General features: G+C 56.0%; 17 protein-coding genes and 1 tRNA gene. 8 read left to right on the top strand and 10 right to left on the bottom strand.

Translation table 11 applies throughout. The annotated features are described in order from the left end of the window. Window positions 1-214: 214 nt before the first annotated feature. Together AC2FLU_RS03805 and AC2FLU_RS03800 are read left to right on the top strand one after the other, a co-directional pair. Window positions 215-976: an adenylate/guanylate cyclase domain-containing protein gene (locus tag AC2FLU_RS03805; RefSeq protein ID WP_496715670.1), complete on the top strand. Its 762-nt coding sequence runs from the start codon at window positions 215-217 to the stop codon at window positions 974-976. A gap of 670 nt (window positions 977-1,646) precedes the next feature. Further along, window positions 1,647-4,439, top strand: a complete 2,793-nt coding sequence (locus tag AC2FLU_RS03800; protein WP_496808990.1) for a bifunctional aconitate hydratase 2/2-methylisocitrate dehydratase — start codon at window positions 1,647-1,649, stop codon at window positions 4,437-4,439. Window positions 4,440-4,590: 151 nt separating this feature from the next. Here the strand turns inward: AC2FLU_RS03800 and AC2FLU_RS03795 are convergent, their stop codons facing one another. Beyond that, complete coding sequence (locus AC2FLU_RS03795; protein ID WP_480623872.1) at window positions 4,591-5,049, bottom strand: Lrp/AsnC family transcriptional regulator; 459 nt, start codon at window positions 5,047-5,049, stop codon at window positions 4,591-4,593. A gap of 119 nt (window positions 5,050-5,168) precedes the next feature. Between AC2FLU_RS03795 and AC2FLU_RS03790 the strand changes: the two genes are divergently transcribed. Continuing rightward, window positions 5,169-5,969 (top strand): phenylalanine 4-monooxygenase, encoded by an 801-nt coding sequence (locus tag AC2FLU_RS03790; RefSeq protein WP_480521185.1) that lies wholly within the window; start codon window positions 5,169-5,171, stop codon window positions 5,967-5,969. Window positions 5,970-5,985: 16 nt separating this feature from the next. On the opposite strand, the gene AC2FLU_RS03785 is transcribed toward AC2FLU_RS03790, so the two are convergent. The 5 genes from AC2FLU_RS03785 to AC2FLU_RS03765 form a co-directional block, all read right to left on the bottom strand. Continuing rightward, window positions 5,986-6,507 carry a GNAT family N-acetyltransferase gene (locus AC2FLU_RS03785; protein ID WP_480521183.1) on the bottom strand — a complete coding sequence of 174 codons (522 nt, stop codon included), beginning with the start codon at window positions 6,505-6,507 and terminating at the stop codon, window positions 5,986-5,988. Continuing rightward, window positions 6,504-7,058, bottom strand: a complete 555-nt coding sequence (locus AC2FLU_RS03780) for a helix-turn-helix domain-containing protein (protein ID WP_480521181.1) — start codon at window positions 7,056-7,058, stop codon at window positions 6,504-6,506. The genes AC2FLU_RS03785 and AC2FLU_RS03780 overlap by 4 nt, the downstream gene beginning before the upstream one ends. Window positions 7,059-7,175: 117 nt before the next feature. After that, a complete protein-coding gene (locus AC2FLU_RS03775; RefSeq protein WP_480521179.1) occupies window positions 7,176-8,192 on the bottom strand; it encodes a Fe(3+) ABC transporter substrate-binding protein in 1,017 nt (338 codons plus the stop codon). A 225-nt stretch (window positions 8,193-8,417) separates the two neighbouring features. Further along, the gene (ykgO, locus tag AC2FLU_RS03770) at window positions 8,418-8,543 is read right to left on the bottom strand and encodes a type B 50S ribosomal protein L36 (RefSeq protein ID WP_085868787.1); all 126 of its coding nucleotides are present in this window, start codon (window positions 8,541-8,543) and stop codon (window positions 8,418-8,420) included. A gap of 90 nt (window positions 8,544-8,633) precedes the next feature. Next, a tRNA-Val gene (locus AC2FLU_RS03765) sits at window positions 8,634-8,708 on the bottom strand. Between the two features lie 148 nt (window positions 8,709-8,856). Here AC2FLU_RS03765 and AC2FLU_RS03760 point away from each other — a divergent pair. Next, a complete protein-coding gene (locus AC2FLU_RS03760) occupies window positions 8,857-9,717 on the top strand; it encodes an N-formylglutamate amidohydrolase (protein ID WP_496715664.1) in 861 nt (286 codons plus the stop codon). A 2-nt stretch (window positions 9,718-9,719) separates the two neighbouring features. Here AC2FLU_RS03760 and AC2FLU_RS03755 read toward each other — a convergent pair whose 3' ends face one another. Together AC2FLU_RS03755 and pyrF are read right to left on the bottom strand one after the other, a co-directional pair. Further along, window positions 9,720-10,973 carry a DNA polymerase IV gene (locus AC2FLU_RS03755; RefSeq protein ID WP_496808991.1) on the bottom strand — a complete coding sequence of 418 codons (1,254 nt, stop codon included), beginning with the start codon at window positions 10,971-10,973 and terminating at the stop codon, window positions 9,720-9,722. 350 nt (window positions 10,974-11,323) lie between these two features. After that, entirely contained in the window at window positions 11,324-12,028 is a 705-nt protein-coding gene (gene pyrF / locus AC2FLU_RS03750; protein WP_480474867.1) for an orotidine-5'-phosphate decarboxylase, read from the bottom strand. Window positions 12,029-12,167: 139 nt separating this feature from the next. Between pyrF and AC2FLU_RS03745 the strand changes: the two genes are divergently transcribed. Beyond that, complete coding sequence (locus AC2FLU_RS03745) at window positions 12,168-12,485, top strand: hypothetical protein (RefSeq protein WP_480521174.1); 318 nt, start codon at window positions 12,168-12,170, stop codon at window positions 12,483-12,485. A gap of 125 nt (window positions 12,486-12,610) precedes the next feature. After that, window positions 12,611-15,229, top strand: a complete 2,619-nt coding sequence (gene clpB, locus AC2FLU_RS03740) for an ATP-dependent chaperone ClpB (protein ID WP_480555931.1) — start codon at window positions 12,611-12,613, stop codon at window positions 15,227-15,229. Window positions 15,230-15,282: 53 nt separating this feature from the next. Here clpB and AC2FLU_RS03735 read toward each other — a convergent pair whose 3' ends face one another. Together AC2FLU_RS03735 and AC2FLU_RS03730 are read right to left on the bottom strand one after the other, a co-directional pair. After that, on the bottom strand, window positions 15,283-15,906 hold the full coding sequence (locus tag AC2FLU_RS03735; protein WP_496808992.1) for a class I SAM-dependent methyltransferase: 624 nt from the start codon (window positions 15,904-15,906) through the stop codon (window positions 15,283-15,285). Between the two features lie 97 nt (window positions 15,907-16,003). After that, the gene (locus AC2FLU_RS03730; RefSeq protein WP_480555930.1) at window positions 16,004-16,819 is read right to left on the bottom strand and encodes a cyclase family protein; all 816 of its coding nucleotides are present in this window, start codon (window positions 16,817-16,819) and stop codon (window positions 16,004-16,006) included. Between the two features lie 379 nt (window positions 16,820-17,198). Here AC2FLU_RS03730 and msrP point away from each other — a divergent pair, with 379 nt between their 5' ends. Both msrP and msrQ read left to right on the top strand, forming a co-directional pair. Beyond that, window positions 17,199-18,101 (top strand): protein-methionine-sulfoxide reductase catalytic subunit MsrP, encoded by a 903-nt coding sequence (gene msrP / locus AC2FLU_RS03725; protein WP_480607486.1) that lies wholly within the window; start codon window positions 17,199-17,201, stop codon window positions 18,099-18,101. A 4-nt stretch (window positions 18,102-18,105) separates the two neighbouring features. After that, a complete protein-coding gene (gene msrQ, locus AC2FLU_RS03720; protein WP_480555929.1) occupies window positions 18,106-18,720 on the top strand; it encodes a protein-methionine-sulfoxide reductase heme-binding subunit MsrQ in 615 nt (204 codons plus the stop codon). The last annotated feature ends 249 nt before the right edge of the window (window positions 18,721-18,969 follow it).

Here is an 18,969-nt window from a genome sequence, read left to right as displayed (position 1 = left end):
AACGACACCTAGCGGCAATACTCGCAGCTGACATTGTTGACTATAGCGCGCTGTCAGTACTGACGAGCAAGCCACTTTGCACGCTAACAAGGGTCACTTTAGAGCGCTGGAGCCGCATATCGGATTGAATGGCGGGCGCCTGTTCAAAAAGACCGGTGACGGTTTTTTTGCATAGTTTTCTTCGGTTTTGGATGCGGTGGCGTGTGCGGAAACGATGCAGCGTCAGATGGTTGAGCGGAACGCGGCACGCGGGCAAATCCCGGAGGTTCAATTTCGTATGGGAATTCACGCGGGTGATGTTTTTGATGACAACGGTGATGTTCTTGGTGACGGCGTCAACATCGCGGCCCGGCTGGAAGGTCTGGCTCCTCCCGTAGGCATTATCGTTTCAATGGGGGTATACGAAGACGTCATAGGTAAGGTGGATATTGCGTTCGCAGAAATAGGATCGCAATACCTGAAGAATATCGCGCGCACTGTGACAGCCTACTCTGTTCAGACTTCATTCGTCACCACGCGCCCAGCAGCTCAATCTCGCCCTGACAAACCTCCAGTGGCCGTATTGGCGTTTGAAAATCTGCCGTCTGACGCAGAGCAGGACTATTTCGCAGAAGGTATTACCGAAGACATTATTACCAGCTTGTCCAGAGTGCCCTGGACATTCGTAGTCGCCCGAAACTCTTCTTTTTCTTACAAAGGGCTTTCTGTTGATGTGCGTCGTATAGGCCGTGAACTTGGTGTCCGCCACGTGCTGGAGGGTTCTGATTGTGGAGTTGGTAACCGGTTGGGTGTGACTGGAAAGCTGATTGGCGCGCAAACCGGATCGCATGACTGGGCGGATCGATACGATGGCAAGCGCGACGATGTTTTTGACCTCCAGGGTCAAATTTCTGAGAACGTTGTAGCTTCAATTGCACCAAGCATAAGACAGGTTAAGATCGATCTCGTTCTGCCCACAAGCGCCCGTATATGCTAGGAGCATATGATCACTTCCTGCGAGCACAGGCAGCGACCTACAGGTTCAGCTCCACTGAGGCGGACGACCATGAGAACGGCGGTGAGAAAGCCTGCCACAGTAGCGGCGGGATGACCCTGCTGCGGGCGCGAATAAGTCGTCCAGCTTTGCCCTTTCTTTTGACGGAGGGAGGGAGGATCTTCACCGTGGATTTGTATCGTAAAGTTCGTTTGCCGTGTGCTGAGGGCATGAGTCAGCGATAAGCGGCTTCGGATGGCAAATATGCCAAGGGCCACCTTTGGCTGGAAGCACCCGGAGATGTGCCACCTTTTGAAGATGCGGTCTGGTTGCGGGGGCATGATGGACAGTCCATTGGAATCTTCCCCTCTCATGATATGGTGATTTTGCGATTGGGATTGACACCGTCTCGGCTGGGTTACTCACCCTTGCCACTGGCCAAGGAACTGATTTCCGCCACTGGGGGCTAGGGTACCAGTGTGCTGATACCAATTGGCCGCGACAGACAAATCACGCATGACGGACAGGTATTTCGACAGATACATCCTCGATCAGGACACAGGGTCGCAGGCGAGTGTCTTGCAAGTTGTGAGCATTTAGTATACCGCGGCATACAAAATTAAGGCGCTGGTTTATTACCTGCCAGCGCACCAGCTAAATGGTCGGAACCGTCATGAGCCTATATACAGAATACCTGAACGAGATCGAGACGCGCAAAGAGCAAGGTTTGCACCCCAAACCCATTGAAGACGGTGCGCTGCTTCAGGAAGTCATTGAACAAATCAAAGATGTGGACAACGTTCACCGCGCCGAGTCTTTGTCCTATTTCATCTATAACACGCTGCCGGGTACAACCAGCGCAGCTGGTGAAAAGGCGCGGTTACTGAAAGAGATCATACTGGGTGAAGCCTCGGTCGAAGAAATCTCGCAGGCCTTCGCGTTCGAGTTGTTGTCACATATGAAAGGCGGCCCCTCGGTCGAGGTTCTGCTGGATCTGGCGCTGGGCGATGATGCGTCGATCGCAAGTCAGGCGGCAGAGGTGCTGAGAACGCAGGTGTTCCTGTATGATGCGGATACCCAGCGCCTCAAGTCTGCTTTTGAGGCCGGAAACGTGATCGCAAAGGACATTCTGGAAAGCTATGCCAAGGCCGAGTTCTTTACCCGGCTGCCTGACATCGAAGAGGAAATCAAGGTTGTGACCTATGTCGCGGCCGAAGGAGACATTTCCACCGACCTTCTGTCGCCCGGTAATCAGGCGCATTCTCGTGCGGATCGGGAACTGCATGGAAAATGCATGATCACACCGGCGGCACAGGCCGAGATTCAGGATTTGCAGAAACAACACCCGGACAAACGTGTCATGCTGGTCGCCGAAAAAGGGACAATGGGCGTCGGGTCGTCGCGCATGTCCGGCGTCAACAACGTCGCCTTGTGGACCGGAACGCAAGCCAGCCCTTATGTTCCCTTTGTGAACATCGCACCAGTTGTCGCGGGAACAAACGGAATCTCACCGATCTTTCTGACCACCGTTGGCGTGACCGGAGGTATCGGCATTGACCTGAAGAACTGGGTCAAAAAGCTGGATGACGACGGCAACCCGATCCTGAACAACGACGAAAGTCCTGTCCTTGAACAGAAATACTCGGTCGAGACCGGAACCGTTCTGACCATCAACACAAAGGACAAGAAGCTTTACAACGAAGCAGGCGATAAAGAGCTTGTCGATGTATCGTCGTCCTTCACGCCGCAAAAGGTCGAATTCATCAAGGCTGGCGGCTCTTACGCTATTGTCTTTGGCAAGAAGCTGCAGACCTTTGCGGCGGAAACCCTTGGTGTTGCGCTGGAATCTGCATTTGCTCCGTCCAAGGAAATCTCGCACGAGGGACAGGGCCTGACAGCTGTCGAGAAGATCTTCAACAAAAACGCGGTTGGCGTGGCTGACGGAAAGGTCCTGCACGCGGGCTCGGATGCTCGGGTGAAGGTCAATATCGTTGGGTCGCAAGACACCACCGGCCTGATGACCGCGCAGGAGCTGGAAGCTATGGCGGCAACCGTGATCTCGCCCATCGTTGATGGCGCATATCAGTCCGGGTGCCACACAGCGTCAGTTTGGGACGCAAAGGCGCAGGCGAACATACCCAAACTGATGAAGTTCATGAACAGCTTTGGCCTGATCACTGCGCGTGATCCCAAGGGTGTTTACCATTCGATGACAGACGTAATCCACAAGGTGCTGAACGACATCACCGTGGATGACTGGGCCATCATCATTGGCGGCGACTCGCACACCCGCATGTCCAAGGGCGTAGCGTTTGGAGCGGATTCGGGCACCGTTGCGCTGGCGCTGGCCACCGGTGAAGCCACGATGCCGATCCCTGAATCGGTGAAGGTGACCTTCAAGGGCCAGATGGCAGACCATATGGATTTCCGCGACGTGGTTCACGCCACCCAGTCGCAGATGTTGAAGACATTCGGTGACAACGTCTTCCAGGGCCGGATCATCGAAGTTCATATCGGCACCTTGCTGGCGGATCAGGCGTTCACATTCACCGACTGGACGGCCGAGATGAAGGCCAAGGCTTCGATCTGTATTTCCGAAGATGACACGCTGATTGAATCTCTGGAAATCGCCAAAGGCCGCATCCAGATCATGATCGACAAGGGTATGGAAAACGAAGCCCAGACGCTGCAAGGTCTGATCGACAAGGCGAATGCGCGGATCGCGGAGATCAGGTCGGGTGAAAAGCCGGCCCTGAAACCCGATGAAAACGCCAAGTATTTTGCAGAGCTCGTCGTTGATCTGGATGAGATCGACGAACCGATGATAGCCGACCCGGATGTGAACAACGCTGACGTATCAAAGCGTTACACGCACGACACTATCCGCCCGGTTTCCTACTACAAGGGTGAAAAGAAGGTTGATCTGGGCTTTGTCGGGTCGTGCATGGTGCACAAGGGCGATCTGATTATCGTCTCGCAGATGCTTAAGAACCTTGAAGAGGAACAGGGCACTGTCGAATTCAAGGCCCCGCTGGTTGTCGCAGCACCGACCTACAACATCATTGATGAGCTGAAAGAAGAAGGCGAGTGGAGCATTCTTCAGAAATACTCGGGCTTTGAATTCGACGATCTGTTTCCGAAAAACAAGGCACGCACGGAATATGAAAATATCCTGTACCTTGAGCGGCCCGGCTGTAACCTTTGCATGGGGAACCAGGAAAAGGCTGCAAAAGGCGATACCGTTCTGGCGACATCCACGCGCCTGTTCCAGGGTCGTGTTGTCGAAGACTCCGATGAGAAAAAGGGTGAGTCCCTGCTTGCGTCGACACCGGTTGTCGTGCTCTCGGCCATTTTGGGCCGCACCCCAACTGCCGAGGAATACAAGTCGGCAGTAAAGGGGATCGATTTGACCAAGTTCGCGCCGCCGATGGAAAAGCCCGCGACCGCGAAATCGGCTCACTTCTGAAGACGTTTTGATCCTTGTAAGCCCGGCCGCCAATAAATGGTGGCCGGGCTTTTCCAACTGAGTGACACACCCCGCCCTTCAACACCACGTCTTTGAAAGGATGGGTTAAGCCGCTAACAGAGCCGCTCAGGTTCCGTTTCGGTGGACCCTGTCAAAGAATGGGTAAAGGGCCGCGGGTCTTGGTCTGGCGAAGCACAAAGTTGCTGCGGGTGTCGCGGACCAGCCCTGATTTTAACAGGCGCTGCATGATGAAGACCTCAAGATCCTCAGGGTTTTTGGCGTAAACCTTCAGGATAAAGTCGTGATCCCCGGTGATTGAGGCGCACTCGACGATTTGCGGCTCGGTCTCGACCAGACGAAGAAACGCCGAGATGCTGTTCTCCTGATGGTCCTTCAGCGCGACGTGGACATAGGCAATGGCATTCAGGCCGACTGCCTTGGCAGAAACCTGCGCGCGATACCCTGAAACCACCCCGGACGATTCTAGGTCACGGACGCGGCGCCAACATTGCGAGGCCGACAACCCGGTCCGGTCGGCCAGTTCCTGCATGGACACGCGTCCACTGGCCTGAAGCTCTCGCAAAATATCAATGTCGGCAGGGTGAAGCATTTGGCCCGCAAATGGCAATATCTCGGAGTGTTTCGTTCATAATATGGGCGATACTCAGAATATCAAAACAAATTCTCCATGTGAGTTGAGGTATCCTGATCTCATGCAGGAGGATGCTGATGCCCAAATCGACCAAATATGTCGCCAAACTGGCGGATGAATATGGCCACATTACCTACACAGACGAAGAGAATGCGGTCTGGGCTGATCTTTACGCGGCACAGGAAGAAAACGTACGGCGCTATATGGCGCCGGAATACCTAAGCGGTTTGGCGCGGCTGGACCTACCGAAGACAAAAGTGCCTTCTTGTGCAGATATTTCTAAACGGTTGCTGGACCTGACCGGTTGGCGGGTGCAGCCGGTTCCGGCGCTGATCGGATTCAAGACGTTTTTCGGGATGCTGGCGGATCGGGTTTTTCCGGCCGCCTCTTTCATCCGCTCCCGGGAAGATTTCGACTATATAGAAGAGCCGGATATCTTTCATGAGATATTCGGACATACACCGTTGTTAAGTGATCCGCGTTTTGCCGCGTTCAGCCACGCCATCGGGCTAGCCGGAAAGCAGGCAGATGACGCGGATTATGCCTGGTTGATCAGGCTCTACTGGTTTTCGATCGAGTTTGGCCTGCGCCGCCAGAACGGTCAGATCAAGGCGCTGGGTTCAGGGTTGGCGTCGTCGCCGACAGAACTGGTCTATGCCGTGACCAGCGACATACCCGATCGTGACCCATTTGACGTTCTTACGATTCTGCGAACACCCTACCGGATCGACATGCACCAGATGGGGTATTTTGTTCTGGATGACCCTGAAGAGTTGTTTGAGGCCGCCGAACGGGACCTGCTGGCAGATGTTCGTCGTGCGCGCCGCCTCGGGCTGTTGCCGAACAAGTTTCCCGAAAAGGTAACCGCCGCCCAGTAGCGGGGGCTGCGTCTTTTCAAGGGTCAAGGTTTTTGTACATATAGGTTGTGGGCTCGAATTTTGGTTCAAATGGGTTCCGGCAGTAATTCGGTATTTCCCCCGCGATCTGAAACCCGAGGCTTTGATAAAGCAGCCGCGAGGGATCGGTGCTGCGCGTATCAAGTACTAGCACCGTGCGCCCCACCTCTCGCGCCCGAAGAACAAGCGCATTCATCAGGGATCGGCCTAACCCCCGCCGTCTGGCGTTGGGGTGGACCAGAAGTTTCGCCACGTCGGCGCGGTGGGGTTGGTTGGGCATTGCCGCCGGGATCAGTTGGACGGTGCCTGCAATGCGGGGACCGTCATTCGAAACGAACAAGTCCAGTTTACCTGACCTAAGACCGGGCTGTACGTATTGTTGCCAGTACGCACGCGCATCATTCAGGGTAAACGGAAGTATGAAACCTATGCTGGCCCCATCGTGAACACAGGCATGCAGGATTTCTGCCAGGTCGTCCAGCGCCGCGTCAAAATCGTTATCGGTCAGGCGCGTGATCATATAAGCACCAGCAGGTAACGTGCGCCACGCGACGCCCCTGTTTCAAACCGGGTCGGTCCTGACAGATGATAGCGCAGGCAATCTCCGGCGTTCAGCGCGTGGGGTGTTCCATCGACCGTCAGGGTAAGCGCTCCGTCCACTAAGATCAGATGATGCTCTTGCCCCGATTTAGTTGGCACTTCGTAGGTAATGACCCTGTCCCGGGGAAGGTGGCATTCCAGAACCTCGGCGTTCAATCCATTTGCGGGTGGTGAAACAGCACGGCGGGTGAAGCCGGTTTCAGGGTCGCGCCACTCGGTCTGGTGTTCGAATGGAACCTTGGGGTCAAAGCTGTCTTCAACCATCATCAGCAGGCGTGAGATCGGCAGATCGTATGCAGCACACAGACGGCCTAGGTTGTCGGCTGTTGGGCTGACATCCCCTTTTTCCATACGGGACAAGGTGGCGCGGCTGATCCTGCTGCGTTCGGCAAGGTAATCCAAAGACCAACCGCGCCCGCGGCGCAGCTCGCTCAGGCGATTGGCAAGGCGGTTTGACAGGGTGTCAGGCATTACACCATCGTGAAAAAATTTCTCATATATGAGAAAGTACACTAACAAATATCACATATCAACGAAAAAGGATGCGAACAATCCGCATCCTTTTCAATAAGTCAGCGCTAAGAAAGATTACTTCCAGCCAACTTCGTTAAAGATCTTCTGCGCTTCGGGGATGTTCTTTGCAACGTCTGAAAGGTTCACGTCGTCGGCCTTGAATTCACCCAGCGCCTTGACCGACTCGGCCAGTTCGACATTTGGAACAGCCGGGAACTCGTCATTGCCCGCCGAGAAGTATTTCTGCGCCTGATCGCTGGCCAGATACTCAAGGAACAGGATCGCGTTTTCCTTGTTGGGTGCGTGCGCGGCGACCCCACCACCGGATAGATTCATATGCGCGCCATAGCTGTCCTGGTTCGGGAAGACCCAGTCGATCATGTCGCGGTCTGAGGACAAGCCTTTGACGTCTGTGCGAATGGAACGCGCGAAATAGTAGGTGTTCGAAACCGCGATTTCACACTCGCCCGAAACGATGCCGCGCAACTGGTCGGTGTCACCGCCCTGCGGGTCACGCGCCATGTTGGCGACAACACCCTCGGCCCAGGACTTGGCGGCCTCAGTGCCTTCGTGTGTGATGATCGACGCCAGCAGGGTCTGGTTGTAGGTGTTGGTCGAAGACCGGATACAAACCATTCCCTTGTATTCCGGTTTGGCCAGATCAGCGTAGGTGGCCGGCGGGTTGGTCACGTTTTCCTTGTCGAAAAAGATGATCCGACCGCGTTGCGAGAAACCAAACCACTGATTGTCGCTGTCCTGCAGGTTGGCTGGAATGCGCTCTTCCAGTTTTGCGCTGTCGATCGATTGCAGGATACCTGCGTTCTTGGCTCGTGCCAGGCGCGACGTGTCCACGGTCAGCATCACGTCGGCAGGTGAGTTTGCGCCTTCCGCTTCCATCCGGGCAATCAGTTCATCCGCTTTGCCTTCGATCCTGTTAATCTTGATGCCAGTTGCGTCTTCAAAGTCGGTATACAGCCGTTCGTCGGTGTCATAGTGGCGCGACGAATAAAGGTTCAGCTCGCCTTCGGCGGCGGCAGATGTTGCGATCAGAGCCGACAGCGCGGCGGCCAGGCAGGTCGTGGATTTCAGCATAGTGTGCCTCAACAATTGAATTTCGGGCCGGTCATTAATCCGACTGATTTTCTCAATTATATGATTCTGGGCGGGATGCAAGTAAATCCGACTGATTTACTCGGTCAAAAGGTCGCGACCGTACTGTCGAATTTCCTGAAAACAACCAAACCTTCGACCAGTGTATCGAGGAACAAAAAAACCGCACCCGAAGGTGCGGTTTCTTTAAGCAGTGATGTGCAGTTCTTAGCCCTGACGCGCTTTGAACTTGCGCTGCGTCTTGTTGATCACGTAGACGCGGCCTTTGCGACGCACAATCCGGCAGTCACGGTGCCGGTTCTTGAGCGAGCGGAGCGAGTTCCTGACCTTCATGGTCTGTCTCCAATCTGCGGCGCCTTCATCAAGGACGTGGCCAGCGCCTGGGTTACTCGGGTGTCCCGGAGAACCGGAACAATGAAATCATGGTGGGCGGTACAAGGATCGAACTTGTGACCCCTTCGATGTCAACGAAGTGCTCTACCGCTGAGCTAACCGCCCACTTTCCCTTTGCGTGCCTTGCCCCATAACGAAATGGGGCGCGGATCCCCGCGCCGGTAGCGGGTCTATAAAAGGAGTCGCAAATGGGTTCAAGGGGTTTGGAAGAACAATTTTTCCGGTCTATGTTGATTACGAGCACGGAGGGATCATGCAAAGCGCAGCCTATGTATTGGATATGCCCGAAAACCGCACCTCGTGCGTGGTTTTTTCATCGCCTCACAGCGGGCGGGAGTATCCTGAGGCTTTTCTGAACCGGTCCGTATTGAACCGGAGCGTGATTCGATCCTCAGAAGACGCCTTTGTTGATCAGTTGTTCGCGCCCGCCGCGGAAAACGGTGCCCCTTTGATCAAGGCGGCCATGCCACGCGCCTATCTGGATTTGAACCGCAGTCTGGATGAACTTGACCCGGCCTTGATCAGCGGTGCCCGCAGGCTCGGGCATAATCCAAGGGTCGCGTCAGGGCTCGGGGTGATTCCCCGCGTGGTAGCCAACGGTCGGGCAATTTATCGCGGCAAACTCACCATGGACGAAGCGCGGCTGCGCATCGACACTTATTGGCGCCCTTATCATGCGCGGTTGAAATCCCTGCTGGCCGAATCACACGAGATGTTCGGACAGGCAATTCTGGTGGACTGCCACTCGATGCCGCACGAGGCGGTGGCCATGGCAGGCACTGCGCGCGGAAGGCGGCCCGAGATCGTGTTGGGCGACCGGTTTGGCGCGTCCGCATCCTCTGAGGTTGTGGACCTCATTGAAGCGGCTTTTGCGGCAGCGGGTCTCAACGTGGCACGCAATGCGCCTTTTGCCGGGGCATATGTGACACAAACCTATGGTCGTCCCGGTCGCCAGCAGCACGCTGTTCAGATCGAGATCGATCGCGCTTTGTACATGGACGAAGAAAAAATCGCGCCCAATGCCAATTTCATGGCGTTCTCGAAGCTGCTCAGGCAGGTGGTCCGGGAGATTTCCAGCCTGGGTGCGAGCCCAGAGCGTCTGGCGGCGGAATAATATCAGCGCAGCGCACGGCCCTTCATGATTGCTTCGGCCCCGAACCGCTGGCGAATCTCGTCCGTGGCCCGTTCGGCCTTTGATCTGCGGGCAGCATCCGGATCCAGCAGGTCGCCGGAAATATCCGCCTGATCCGCCGGGCAAAGGTCAGACAAACCACAGCCCAACAACCGATACGGCCCCTGATCGACAACCTGATCGAACAGGCCCCGGGCCGTGCGGTAAATCCGGTCGGCAATCTGTGTCGCATCCCGCAAGGACACGCGCCGCGTCAGGATCTTGTGATTGGCTTTCTTCAGTTTCAACGTGACAACCCGACCTGCCAGATCCTTTGCCTTGGCGCGGTCCGACACTTTCAGGGCCATGCGCCACAAATGGCCGTCCAGAATATCAAGGCTCGACGTGTCTTCGAAAAATGTCGTCTCGTTGCTGATGGATTTCATCGGCTCATGCGCAGATACGCGTCGCTTGTCCTGACCCCGGGCCAAGTGCCACAGGCGATATCCCATCGAACCGAACCGTGCGGTAAGTGCCTCCTGATCCCAACGCAGCAAATCACTGAAAGTTCTGATCCCGGCCTGGTCCAGCGCTTCCTGCGCAGCCGGGCCAATGCCCCAGATCAACCTTACGGGTTTGTCACTCAGAAACTCTGCCGTTTCCGCCTGGCCAATCACTGAAAATCCGCGCGGTTTGTCGAGGTCCGATGCGACCTTGGCCAAAAACTTGTTGTGACTTAACCCGATTGAGCCGGTGACACCGATTTCATCCTTCATGCGCTTGACCAGACGCGCCAGCATGACGGCCGGTGGCGCGCCATGCAAACGTTCGGTTCCCGACAGGTCCATGAAGGCTTCGTCCAGCGACAGGGGTTCGACCACGGGTGTCAATTCATCCATCATGGCGCGGATGTCGCGCGACACCTGGGCGTAGACGGACATGCGCGGCTTGATCACGACGGCTTCGGGGCAGAGTTGCAACGCCTTGAACATGGGCATGGCCGACCGGACACCGCGAATACGGGCAACGTAGCAGGCAGTTGAAACAACGCCGCGCTTGCCGCCGCCAATGATAACCGGTTTGTCCGCCAGTTCAGGGTTGTCACGTTTCTCCACCGAGGCATAGAAGGCGTCACAATCCATATGGGCAATCGACAGGTCAAACAGTTCCGAGTGAGTCTTTACCCGCGGACTGCCACAGGCAGTACAGCGTTGTTCGTTTGACAATGTGGTCAGGCAATCTCGGCAAAGACCGGGCATCTGCGTCCTCATGCGTTCCGCAGTTGGCTTGGAAGTTCTTTATATCACCTGTGATCCTGGATCAAAGGCCCTGCTGGCATGGGATGATTTGAAAAGAAGACCCCCCGCACATCGCGGGGGGAAGTAACGAACCTCAGGAAGAAGCGGTTCGTAGGGGAGTATTTCCCCTTCAGAATCCCTGAAAATCATTAGTTTCGATAGGATGAAGGTTGTGCCGAGAAAACTCGGGTTTTGAATGTGTGTTTTCTGGCACAGAGACGATTTGGCGCGGTTTCGTCAAAAAGTGACCTTAGGTCAACTTGTTGCGCGGAAAATCCAACGCAAAACCCACCTGAAATGACCAGGTGGTCTTAGCACACCTTGAGAGAATTTAATTCGGAAAGAACGGCCTCAGCAGCGGCCTTTGGGTCTTTTGCCTGATAAATCGGGCGGCCAACAACGATGTGATCTGCGCCATCCTGAATGGCGCTTGCCGGGGTGGCTACACGTTTCTGATCACCAAGCGCTGCGCCAGCCGGGCGCACACCAGGGGTTACAATCAGACGCCCTTCAGCCTGTGGCAGAGCACGGATCAGGGCGGCTTCCTGCGGGCTGGCGATAACGCCATCAGCTCCGGCTTCAAAGGCTTTGGCCGCGCGTTCGACAACCAAGTCCTGCACATCGCCGGATTTCAGAAGACTTGCGTCCAAATCGTCGCGGTTCAGCGAGGTCAGGATAGTCACGGCGAGGATCTTCAGGTCTTTACCCGCAGCACCTTCTTTGGCAGCGCGCACCACATGAGGGTCACCATGCACGGTCAGAAAATCCAGATCGAATTGCGCCAACCCCCGAACGGCATTTTCTACAGTATTGCCAATGTCGAACAATTTCATGTCCAGGAAGATGCGCTTGCCGTGGTCCTGTTTCAGCTCGTTGGCCAATGCCAACCCGCCACCGGTCAGCATACCCAGCCCGATTTTGTAGAAAGAAACGCTGTCCCCCAAACGTTCAGCCATGGCCAACCCTTGCAGAGCGTTGGGGACATCAAGGGCTACGATCAGGCGGTCATCTGACATGGGGGCGCTCCTTTTTGGCAAACGTCTGCGTCCTAGCGGCTTCGGGCCGCTCTGTCCATCTGCTAAGCCGCGCAGGCAGCTTCAATTCGTGTTATCGTGCTCTGTATTGATAACTTGAATTCAAAATAAGGGGTAAAAAATGAATAAGCTGGTTCTGCTGGGCGCGTTGATTGCACTGGCCGCGTGTAATGACACGCCACCCGAAACACCGGACACAGGGGCTGCACCAGTGCCGACCAATGACGATTTGCGTTTGGTTGGTGGTTACAGGTCTGAGGGTGATTGGTGTCAACTTACTGGTGAAACGGCGTTTACCGGCAATTTCCTGGACCATACCGCAGATCTGGTCTCTTGCCCGACGGGAAGTGCGGCAGCCCAAACTTTGGTGAATGATCTGGGTGCCGTTCAGGTCGCCGAGACTGGTGGTTATACAGTCTATACCATCCAGCGCGAATAGGTCGATTTCTGTGTTTTAGCCTCTTGAACCACCGAAGATATTTCCCAGATTGAATGTGAGGCTTCGACCGATATGTGCTGCCAGGCGGGCATGTCAAAACGGGGCGCTTGGAAAAGGAGAATATCATGGACTTGAACAAGTTCACCGAGCGGGCACGGGGATTCGTGCAGGCTGCGCAGACCATTGCGCTGCGCGAGGGGCACCAGAGGCTGGAGCCCACGCATATACTCAAAGCACTGATGGATGACGATCAGGGGTTGGCCAGCAACCTGATCACACGCGCGGGCGGCGCGCCGAGCCGCGTGGTTGAGGCGCTGGACACTGCGATGGGGAAAATCCCCAAGGTCAGCGGTGACGCGAGCCAGATTTACATGGATGGCCAGACTGCCAAAGTCCTGGACGAGGCCGCAAAGATAGCCTCAAAGGCAGGCGACAGTTTCGTGCCGGTTGAACGTGTTCTGATGGCGCTGTGCATGGTGAAGTCCAAGGCCAAGGATGCATTGGACGCCGGAGCCGTATCAGCGCAAAAACTGAACGAAGCGATTAACGACATCCGCAAGGGTCGCACCGCTGACAGCGCGTCGGCGGAAGAAGGCTATGACGCGCTCAAGAAATACGCGCGCGACCTGACCGAGGCTGCGGCCGAAGGCAAAATTGATCCGATCATCGGTCGGGATGAGGAAATCCGCCGCTCGATGCAGGTTCTGTCGCGTCGCACCAAGAACAACCCGGTTCTGATTGGTGAACCTGGCGTCGGTAAGACCGCGATTGCCGAGGGTATGGCCCTGCGTATCATCAACGGCGATGTGCCGGAATCGCTGAAGGACAAGAAGCTGCTTGCGCTCGATATGGGTGCGCTGATCGCCGGTGCGAAATATCGCGGTGAATTCGAAGAACGCCTCAAGGCCGTTCTGACCGAGGTGACTGAAGCTGCGGGTGAAATCATCCTGTTCATCGACGAAATGCATACGCTGGTCGGTGCCGGGAAATCTGATGGTGCAATGGATGCGGCCAACCTGATCAAGCCTGCGCTTGCCCGCGGCGAGCTGCATTGTATCGGTGCGACCACGCTGGACGAGTACCGCAAATACGTGGAAAAAGACGCAGCCCTTGCGCGCCGGTTCCAGCCTGTAATGGTGCAGGAGCCGACGGTCGAAGATACGATCAGCATCCTGCGCGGCATCAAGGAAAAGTACGAACTGCACCACGGTGTGCGCATCTCGGATTCAGCGCTTGTTTCAGCGGCGACCCTGTCGCACCGCTATATAACTGACCGCTTTCTGCCCGACAAAGCGATCGACCTTGTCGACGAGGCCGCATCGCGTTTGCGGATGGAGGTCGACAGCAAGCCCGAAGAACTCGATCAACTCGACCGGAACATCCTCCAGATGCAGATCGAGGAAGAGGCACTGAAGCTTGAAGATGACGCGGCCTCGAAAGATCGTCTGGAAACCTTGCAAAAGGACCTGGCCGATTTGCAGGAACGATCCGCCGAGATGACAGCGCAATGGCAGGCCGAACGCGACAAGCTGGCGGGTGCCCGTGACCTGAAGGAACAGCTCGACAAGGCGCGCGCTGATCTTGAGATCGCCAAGCGTGAAGGCAACCTGGCCAAAGCGGGGGAACTGTCCTATGGCGTCATCCCCGAGCTTGAGAAAAAGCTGACCGAGGCCGAGAACGCCGAAAGCAATGGTATGATGGCCGAGGAAACGGTGCGCCCTGAACAGATTGCTTCTGTCGTGGAACGCTGGACCGGTATCCCGACCTCGAAAATGCTGGAAGGTGAGCGCGAGAAGCTGTTGCGGATGGAAGACGCTCTGCATTCCCGCGTGATTGGTCAGGATGCAGCGGTGACTGCTGTCGCCAACGCCGTGCGCCGTGCGCGAGCGGGTCTGAATGACGAAGGCCGCCCACTGGGATCGTTCCTGTTCCTCGGACCGACCGGCGTGGGTAAGACCGAGCTGACCAAGGCCGTGGCGAACTTCCTGTTCGACGACGACAACGCGATGGTGCGCATCGACATGTCCGAGTTCATGGAGAAACACGCGGTTGCCCGTCTGATCGGTGCCCCTCCGGGCTATGTCGGTTATGACGAAGGCGGTGTGCTGACCGAAGCCGTGCGGCGCAGGCCCTATCAGGTCGTGCTGTTTGACGAGGTCGAAAAGGCGCACCCGGATGTGTTCAACGTGCTGTTGCAGGTTCTGGATGACGGTGTGCTGACCGATGGTCAGGGCCGCACCGTGGACTTCAAGCAGACGCTGATCATTCTGACGTCGAACCTCGGCTCTCAGGCGCTCAGCCAGTTGCCCGATGGCGCGGACAGCGCGCAGGCCCGCCGTGACGTGATGGATGCGGTGCGGGCACATTTCCGGCCCGAGTTCCTGAACCGTCTGGACGAAACGATCATCTTTGACCGGCTCAAGCGGGCCGATATGGATGGCATCGTCGATATCCAGATGGCGCGTCTGCAAAAACGCTTGGCGGCCCGCAAGATCGAGCTGGCCCTGGACGATGGCGCCAAGGAATGGCTGGCCAACGAAGGCTATGACCCTGTCTTCGGAGCCCGCCCGCTGAAACGCGTGATTCAACGCGCCCTGCAGAACCCGCTGGCCGAAGCGCTGCTGGCCGGTGATATCAAGGATGGTGAGGTCGTTCCGGTCACCGCCGGGGCAGATGGCTTGATCATCGGTGACCGGTTGGGGACGTCGGAACGGCCCCGCCCGGATGACGCAGTGGTGCATTGACTTAGGCACAAACGGAAGACCCGCCGTATTGGCGGGTCTTTATTTGTCTGAATCTACGTTCTCCGACGCGCCAAAATTCCCCGGCTTGTCCGGGATGGTGGGCCTGCGGGAAATGAGTGCTCACATTCGCATTCGAAGCCAGCTTTGTGCAATAGTCCCAGAATTTCTTCTCTGCCGAATGTGCGATGGCGCCATTGCAGCCAGATGATCGCATTGCACCAATGCGGCTTTGACACCACCAGATACAAACGACCACTAGGGCGCATCAAATCGTGAATCTGCTCAAGTGCGCACAAAGGATCGAGGCAATGTTCGATGACATGCGCAACCAGTGCCACATCAGCGGGTTCCAGAACGACAGACCCTAACAAGCCCTGCACAAGTCTTGGCTCGACACCCCGCGCCTGTAACGCGCTTTGACCCTGTTTCAACATGGCTTGACTGGGTTCGAGAAGGGTTACTTCGACGGGTGACCCATGAACAGCGACCCAGGCTTCTGCAAACGAGGCGGTTCCGGCACCGATATCAACAACCCGATTGTTATGCTCTGGCGCGAGCTGACTTGCTGACAGAAAACCAAGATACGCATCGTAATAACCAAGAGCACGCATCTTATCCCGCCATTTTGGTGCAGCGGTATCATAGCGCCGTGTGGTATCAGATTTGGTCTTGCCCATTGGCTGGCTTTCTCTCAGTGCCTACCACTCATGGAATGCGCAGAAGGAAACTGGCCCACTGAAGAAAGCGGGCCAGTTTCGCCGTACGTCAGTTAGGTCAGATCAGCGCAAGTATCCGCGCCGGACCTCCGGTACCGCCAGCGTGTTTCGGTGCGCCAATAACAAGTGTCGCGCCCGTCGCGGGTACCCGGTCCAGATTGGCCAGGCATTCGATCCCGAACCGGCCAGAAGGCAACCAGGCATAATGGGTGGCGAAATCCGCAGACATGCCGTGATCCAGTGACAAGGTGTCAACGGCAATTGACCGCGCCCCGGTTTCCTCCATCAGCATCTGCGCAGCTTCAACGTGAAAGCCTGGGTAATGCTGCGCTTCGCCGTCGAAATTGCGGAACTTATCCGTAGCGGTTTTGCCTGCCCATCCCGAGTGCATGGCGACGCAGGCCCCGTCGGGGATGTCACCGTTGGTGGCTATCCAGGCTTTCAGGTCATCAGGGGTTAAACGCGTATCGGCGTCTTCTGCTGCGCGGGCTGCGATATCGACCACGCAAAGTGGTGCAACCAGATCTGAGACCGGGATTTCATCGACTGAAGCTCCATCCGCAGAAAAGTGCAGTGGGGCATCTATATGCGTGCCCGTATGCTCATTAATCGACAAATTGAACAGATTGAATCCGTGTTCCGCGAAATTGAATGCCTGTTCAGCCGAGATGCCCGGCTCTCCGCCCCAGGTCGGGAACTCCGGGCTGAGCGTGTGGGTCATGTCTTGGACACCGCCATGCCCCGCGGCCAGTGCGGCCGGTGCCATTGCTCCGGTTGCGGCAGCCGCAACACCCGATGCCGCAGCAGCTTTGAAGAACCCGCGCCGGGACAGCATCCTGTCTTTTACGGCGTTCATTACACAGATATCACACATTTTTGTCCTCCCATTGCGGCCACGCGGCTGCAAAAACAGGCCCGCCACACTGTTGATCGCGTATGGTGCCTGTCGGACAGAGTGCAGTTTTGGACCCGCAGTTGTAAAGACTGCAGGCAGGCTACCCGGCTGTAATTCTCCTTTCAGAGCCAGCTCTGAGTAAAACGTATATGCCCGGCGTAATGTTCGAGCACCGCGAGTTGGCTCAGGTCGTGACGACCGTCAAACAACGGGCAAAGCGCGGCACAGTCCGCCTGTCTGGGCCTGTCGCCAACCGGAACGTTACAATCACGTCGCTCAAACGTGACGCCTGTTTCCATGGGTCTGTGCTATCAGCACCCTAAATCTGTAATGACAAACGAATATGACGGAGACCCAGATGGCGCATCGCTGGACCAATACATTGACACATGCCTACGTCACCCCACGGGCGGCGTTCCTGAACCGGCGGCAGGTCATGGCCGGGATGGCGGGTGTTGGTTTGGCGGCAATGGGTCGACCAGCTGCGGCGCAGGATGCGCTGGAGCCGAACACGTGGGAAGAGATCACGAGTTACAACAACTACTATGAGTTCGGGACCGGAAAAGATGATCCGGCGAAATATGCACATACGCTGGTGACCGAACCCTGGAGCGTCAAGATTGACGGTCTGGTCGATCGTCCCGGTGAGTATGATTTCAAGGACATCCTGTCCGAGATGACGATCGAAGAACGCATCTATCGCTTCCGTTGCGTTGAAGCCTGGTCGATGGTCATTCCATGGAACGGGTTCGAATTGGCCGATCTTCTGAACATGGCAGGGATTAAAGAGGGCGCGAAATACGTGGCGTTCGAAACGGCCCACCGCCCGGATGAGATGCCGGGAACACGCTATCCAATTCTGGAATGGCCCTATCGCGAGGGTTTGCGCCTGGATGAGGCGATGCATCCGCTTACGATCATGGCCACTGGTATCTATAACAAGCCGATCCCAAATCAGAACGGCGCGCCTTTGCGTCTGGTCGTGCCGTGGAAATACGGGTTTAAATCGATCAAGTCGATTGTCCGTATCACGCTTGCTGAAGAAGAGCCGCCCACCAGTTGGAATATGGCCAATTCGCGAGAATACGGGTTTTATAGCAATGTAAACCCGAACGTGGATCATCCGCGCTGGTCACAAGCCTCAGAACGTGAAATCGGCGGCGGCTTGTTTGCCTCGCGTAAACCGACGCTGATGTTCAACGGTTATGAAGAAGAGGTCGCCAGCCTTTATGAAGGTATGGATCTGGCCAGGAATTACTAGAATCATGCAAGCTATCAATCAGACACTCCGGCGTATTCCGGTATGGGCTGTTTATTTGACGGGGGTGCTGCCTGCGCCCTGGCTGTTCTATCTTGGCCTGACTGGCGGTTTGGGGATCGAACCGATTGAGGCGCTGGAGCACCGCTATGGCGAACTGGCGTTACAATTGCTGATTGCCGGTCTGGCCATCACATCCTTGCGCCGATTTGTGGGCTTGAACCTGATGAAGTTCCGTCGGGCCATTGGCGTGCTGACTTTTGTATATGTCAGCCTGCATCTCCTTGTCTGGCTGGTTCTGGACGTACAGCTTCCCAGCCAGATTTGGGCGGATATTCTCAAGCGTCCTTATATTACAGTTGGAATGGGGGCGTTTCTTTTGCTGTTGCCTCTGACGGTAACATCCAACAACTGGTCGGTGCGCCAACTGGGGCCGCGTTGGCGCAGGCTGCATTGGCTGGTGTACCCGGCCGCTTTGCTGGGCGGCCTGCATTATGTGATGCTGGCAAAAGGGTTTCAGATCGAGCCGCTGATCTATTTGGCAGCTATCGTCATCCTTCTTACCCTCCGGTTGCCGATTCCAAGCCTGTCACTCCAGTCCAACACAGCAGATTCTGCCTGACTCGGAAGCGAGTCTGTGAGTTACATTATGAACAAGGTGATAAAGTGCGGAACCCCGTCTGTGTTTCCGACGATTTTGGCGCGCCTCCGCTTGATATGGATCAGCTAACAATTTGAAAATAAATAATTAATTTTGAAATCTGCATTTTCTATAGTTTTTGTGCATTTTCCGCTTGCGGGTAGGGAGTCTAATCCGTAAATACCCCTTCACCGGCGCAGCTGAGGTTGGCCTGACGGACTGGAAAGACGG

Source organism: Ruegeria sp. SAZD013, from assembly GCF_059612525.1.
The sequence above is the reverse complement of the archived record's forward strand: the minus strand, read 5'-3'. Positions and strand labels throughout refer to the sequence as shown.

What these genes read in the sequence shown, in the direction of transcription:
- AC2FLU_RS03805 (WP_496715670.1), top strand. Translation starts at nt 215, where the DNA reads ATGCAGCGTCAGATGGTTGAGCGGAACGCGGCACGCGGGCAAATCCCG.
- AC2FLU_RS03800 (WP_496808990.1), top strand. Translation starts at nt 1,647, where the DNA reads ATGAGCCTATATACAGAATACCTGAACGAGATCGAGACGCGCAAAGAG.
- AC2FLU_RS03795 (WP_480623872.1), bottom strand. Translation starts at nt 5,049, where the DNA reads ATGCTTCACCCTGCCGACATTGATATTTTGCGAGAGCTTCAGGCCAGT.
- AC2FLU_RS03790 (WP_480521185.1), top strand. Translation starts at nt 5,169, where the DNA reads ATGCCCAAATCGACCAAATATGTCGCCAAACTGGCGGATGAATATGGC.
- AC2FLU_RS03785 (WP_480521183.1), bottom strand. Translation starts at nt 6,507, where the DNA reads ATGATCACGCGCCTGACCGATAACGATTTTGACGCGGCGCTGGACGAC.
- AC2FLU_RS03780 (WP_480521181.1), bottom strand. Translation starts at nt 7,058, where the DNA reads ATGCCTGACACCCTGTCAAACCGCCTTGCCAATCGCCTGAGCGAGCTG.
- AC2FLU_RS03775 (WP_480521179.1), bottom strand. Translation starts at nt 8,192, where the DNA reads ATGCTGAAATCCACGACCTGCCTGGCCGCCGCGCTGTCGGCTCTGATC.
- ykgO (WP_085868787.1), bottom strand. Translation starts at nt 8,543, where the DNA reads ATGAAGGTCAGGAACTCGCTCCGCTCGCTCAAGAACCGGCACCGTGAC.
- AC2FLU_RS03760 (WP_496715664.1), top strand. Translation starts at nt 8,857, where the DNA reads ATGCAAAGCGCAGCCTATGTATTGGATATGCCCGAAAACCGCACCTCG.
- AC2FLU_RS03755 (WP_496808991.1), bottom strand. Translation starts at nt 10,973, where the DNA reads ATGCCCGGTCTTTGCCGAGATTGCCTGACCACATTGTCAAACGAACAA.
- pyrF (WP_480474867.1), bottom strand. Translation starts at nt 12,028, where the DNA reads ATGTCAGATGACCGCCTGATCGTAGCCCTTGATGTCCCCAACGCTCTG.
- AC2FLU_RS03745 (WP_480521174.1), top strand. Translation starts at nt 12,168, where the DNA reads ATGAATAAGCTGGTTCTGCTGGGCGCGTTGATTGCACTGGCCGCGTGT.
- clpB (WP_480555931.1), top strand. Translation starts at nt 12,611, where the DNA reads ATGGACTTGAACAAGTTCACCGAGCGGGCACGGGGATTCGTGCAGGCT.
- AC2FLU_RS03735 (WP_496808992.1), bottom strand. Translation starts at nt 15,906, where the DNA reads ATGGGCAAGACCAAATCTGATACCACACGGCGCTATGATACCGCTGCA.
- AC2FLU_RS03730 (WP_480555930.1), bottom strand. Translation starts at nt 16,819, where the DNA reads ATGTGTGATATCTGTGTAATGAACGCCGTAAAAGACAGGATGCTGTCC.
- msrP (WP_480607486.1), top strand. Translation starts at nt 17,199, where the DNA reads ATGGCGCATCGCTGGACCAATACATTGACACATGCCTACGTCACCCCA.
- msrQ (WP_480555929.1), top strand. Translation starts at nt 18,106, where the DNA reads ATGCAAGCTATCAATCAGACACTCCGGCGTATTCCGGTATGGGCTGTT.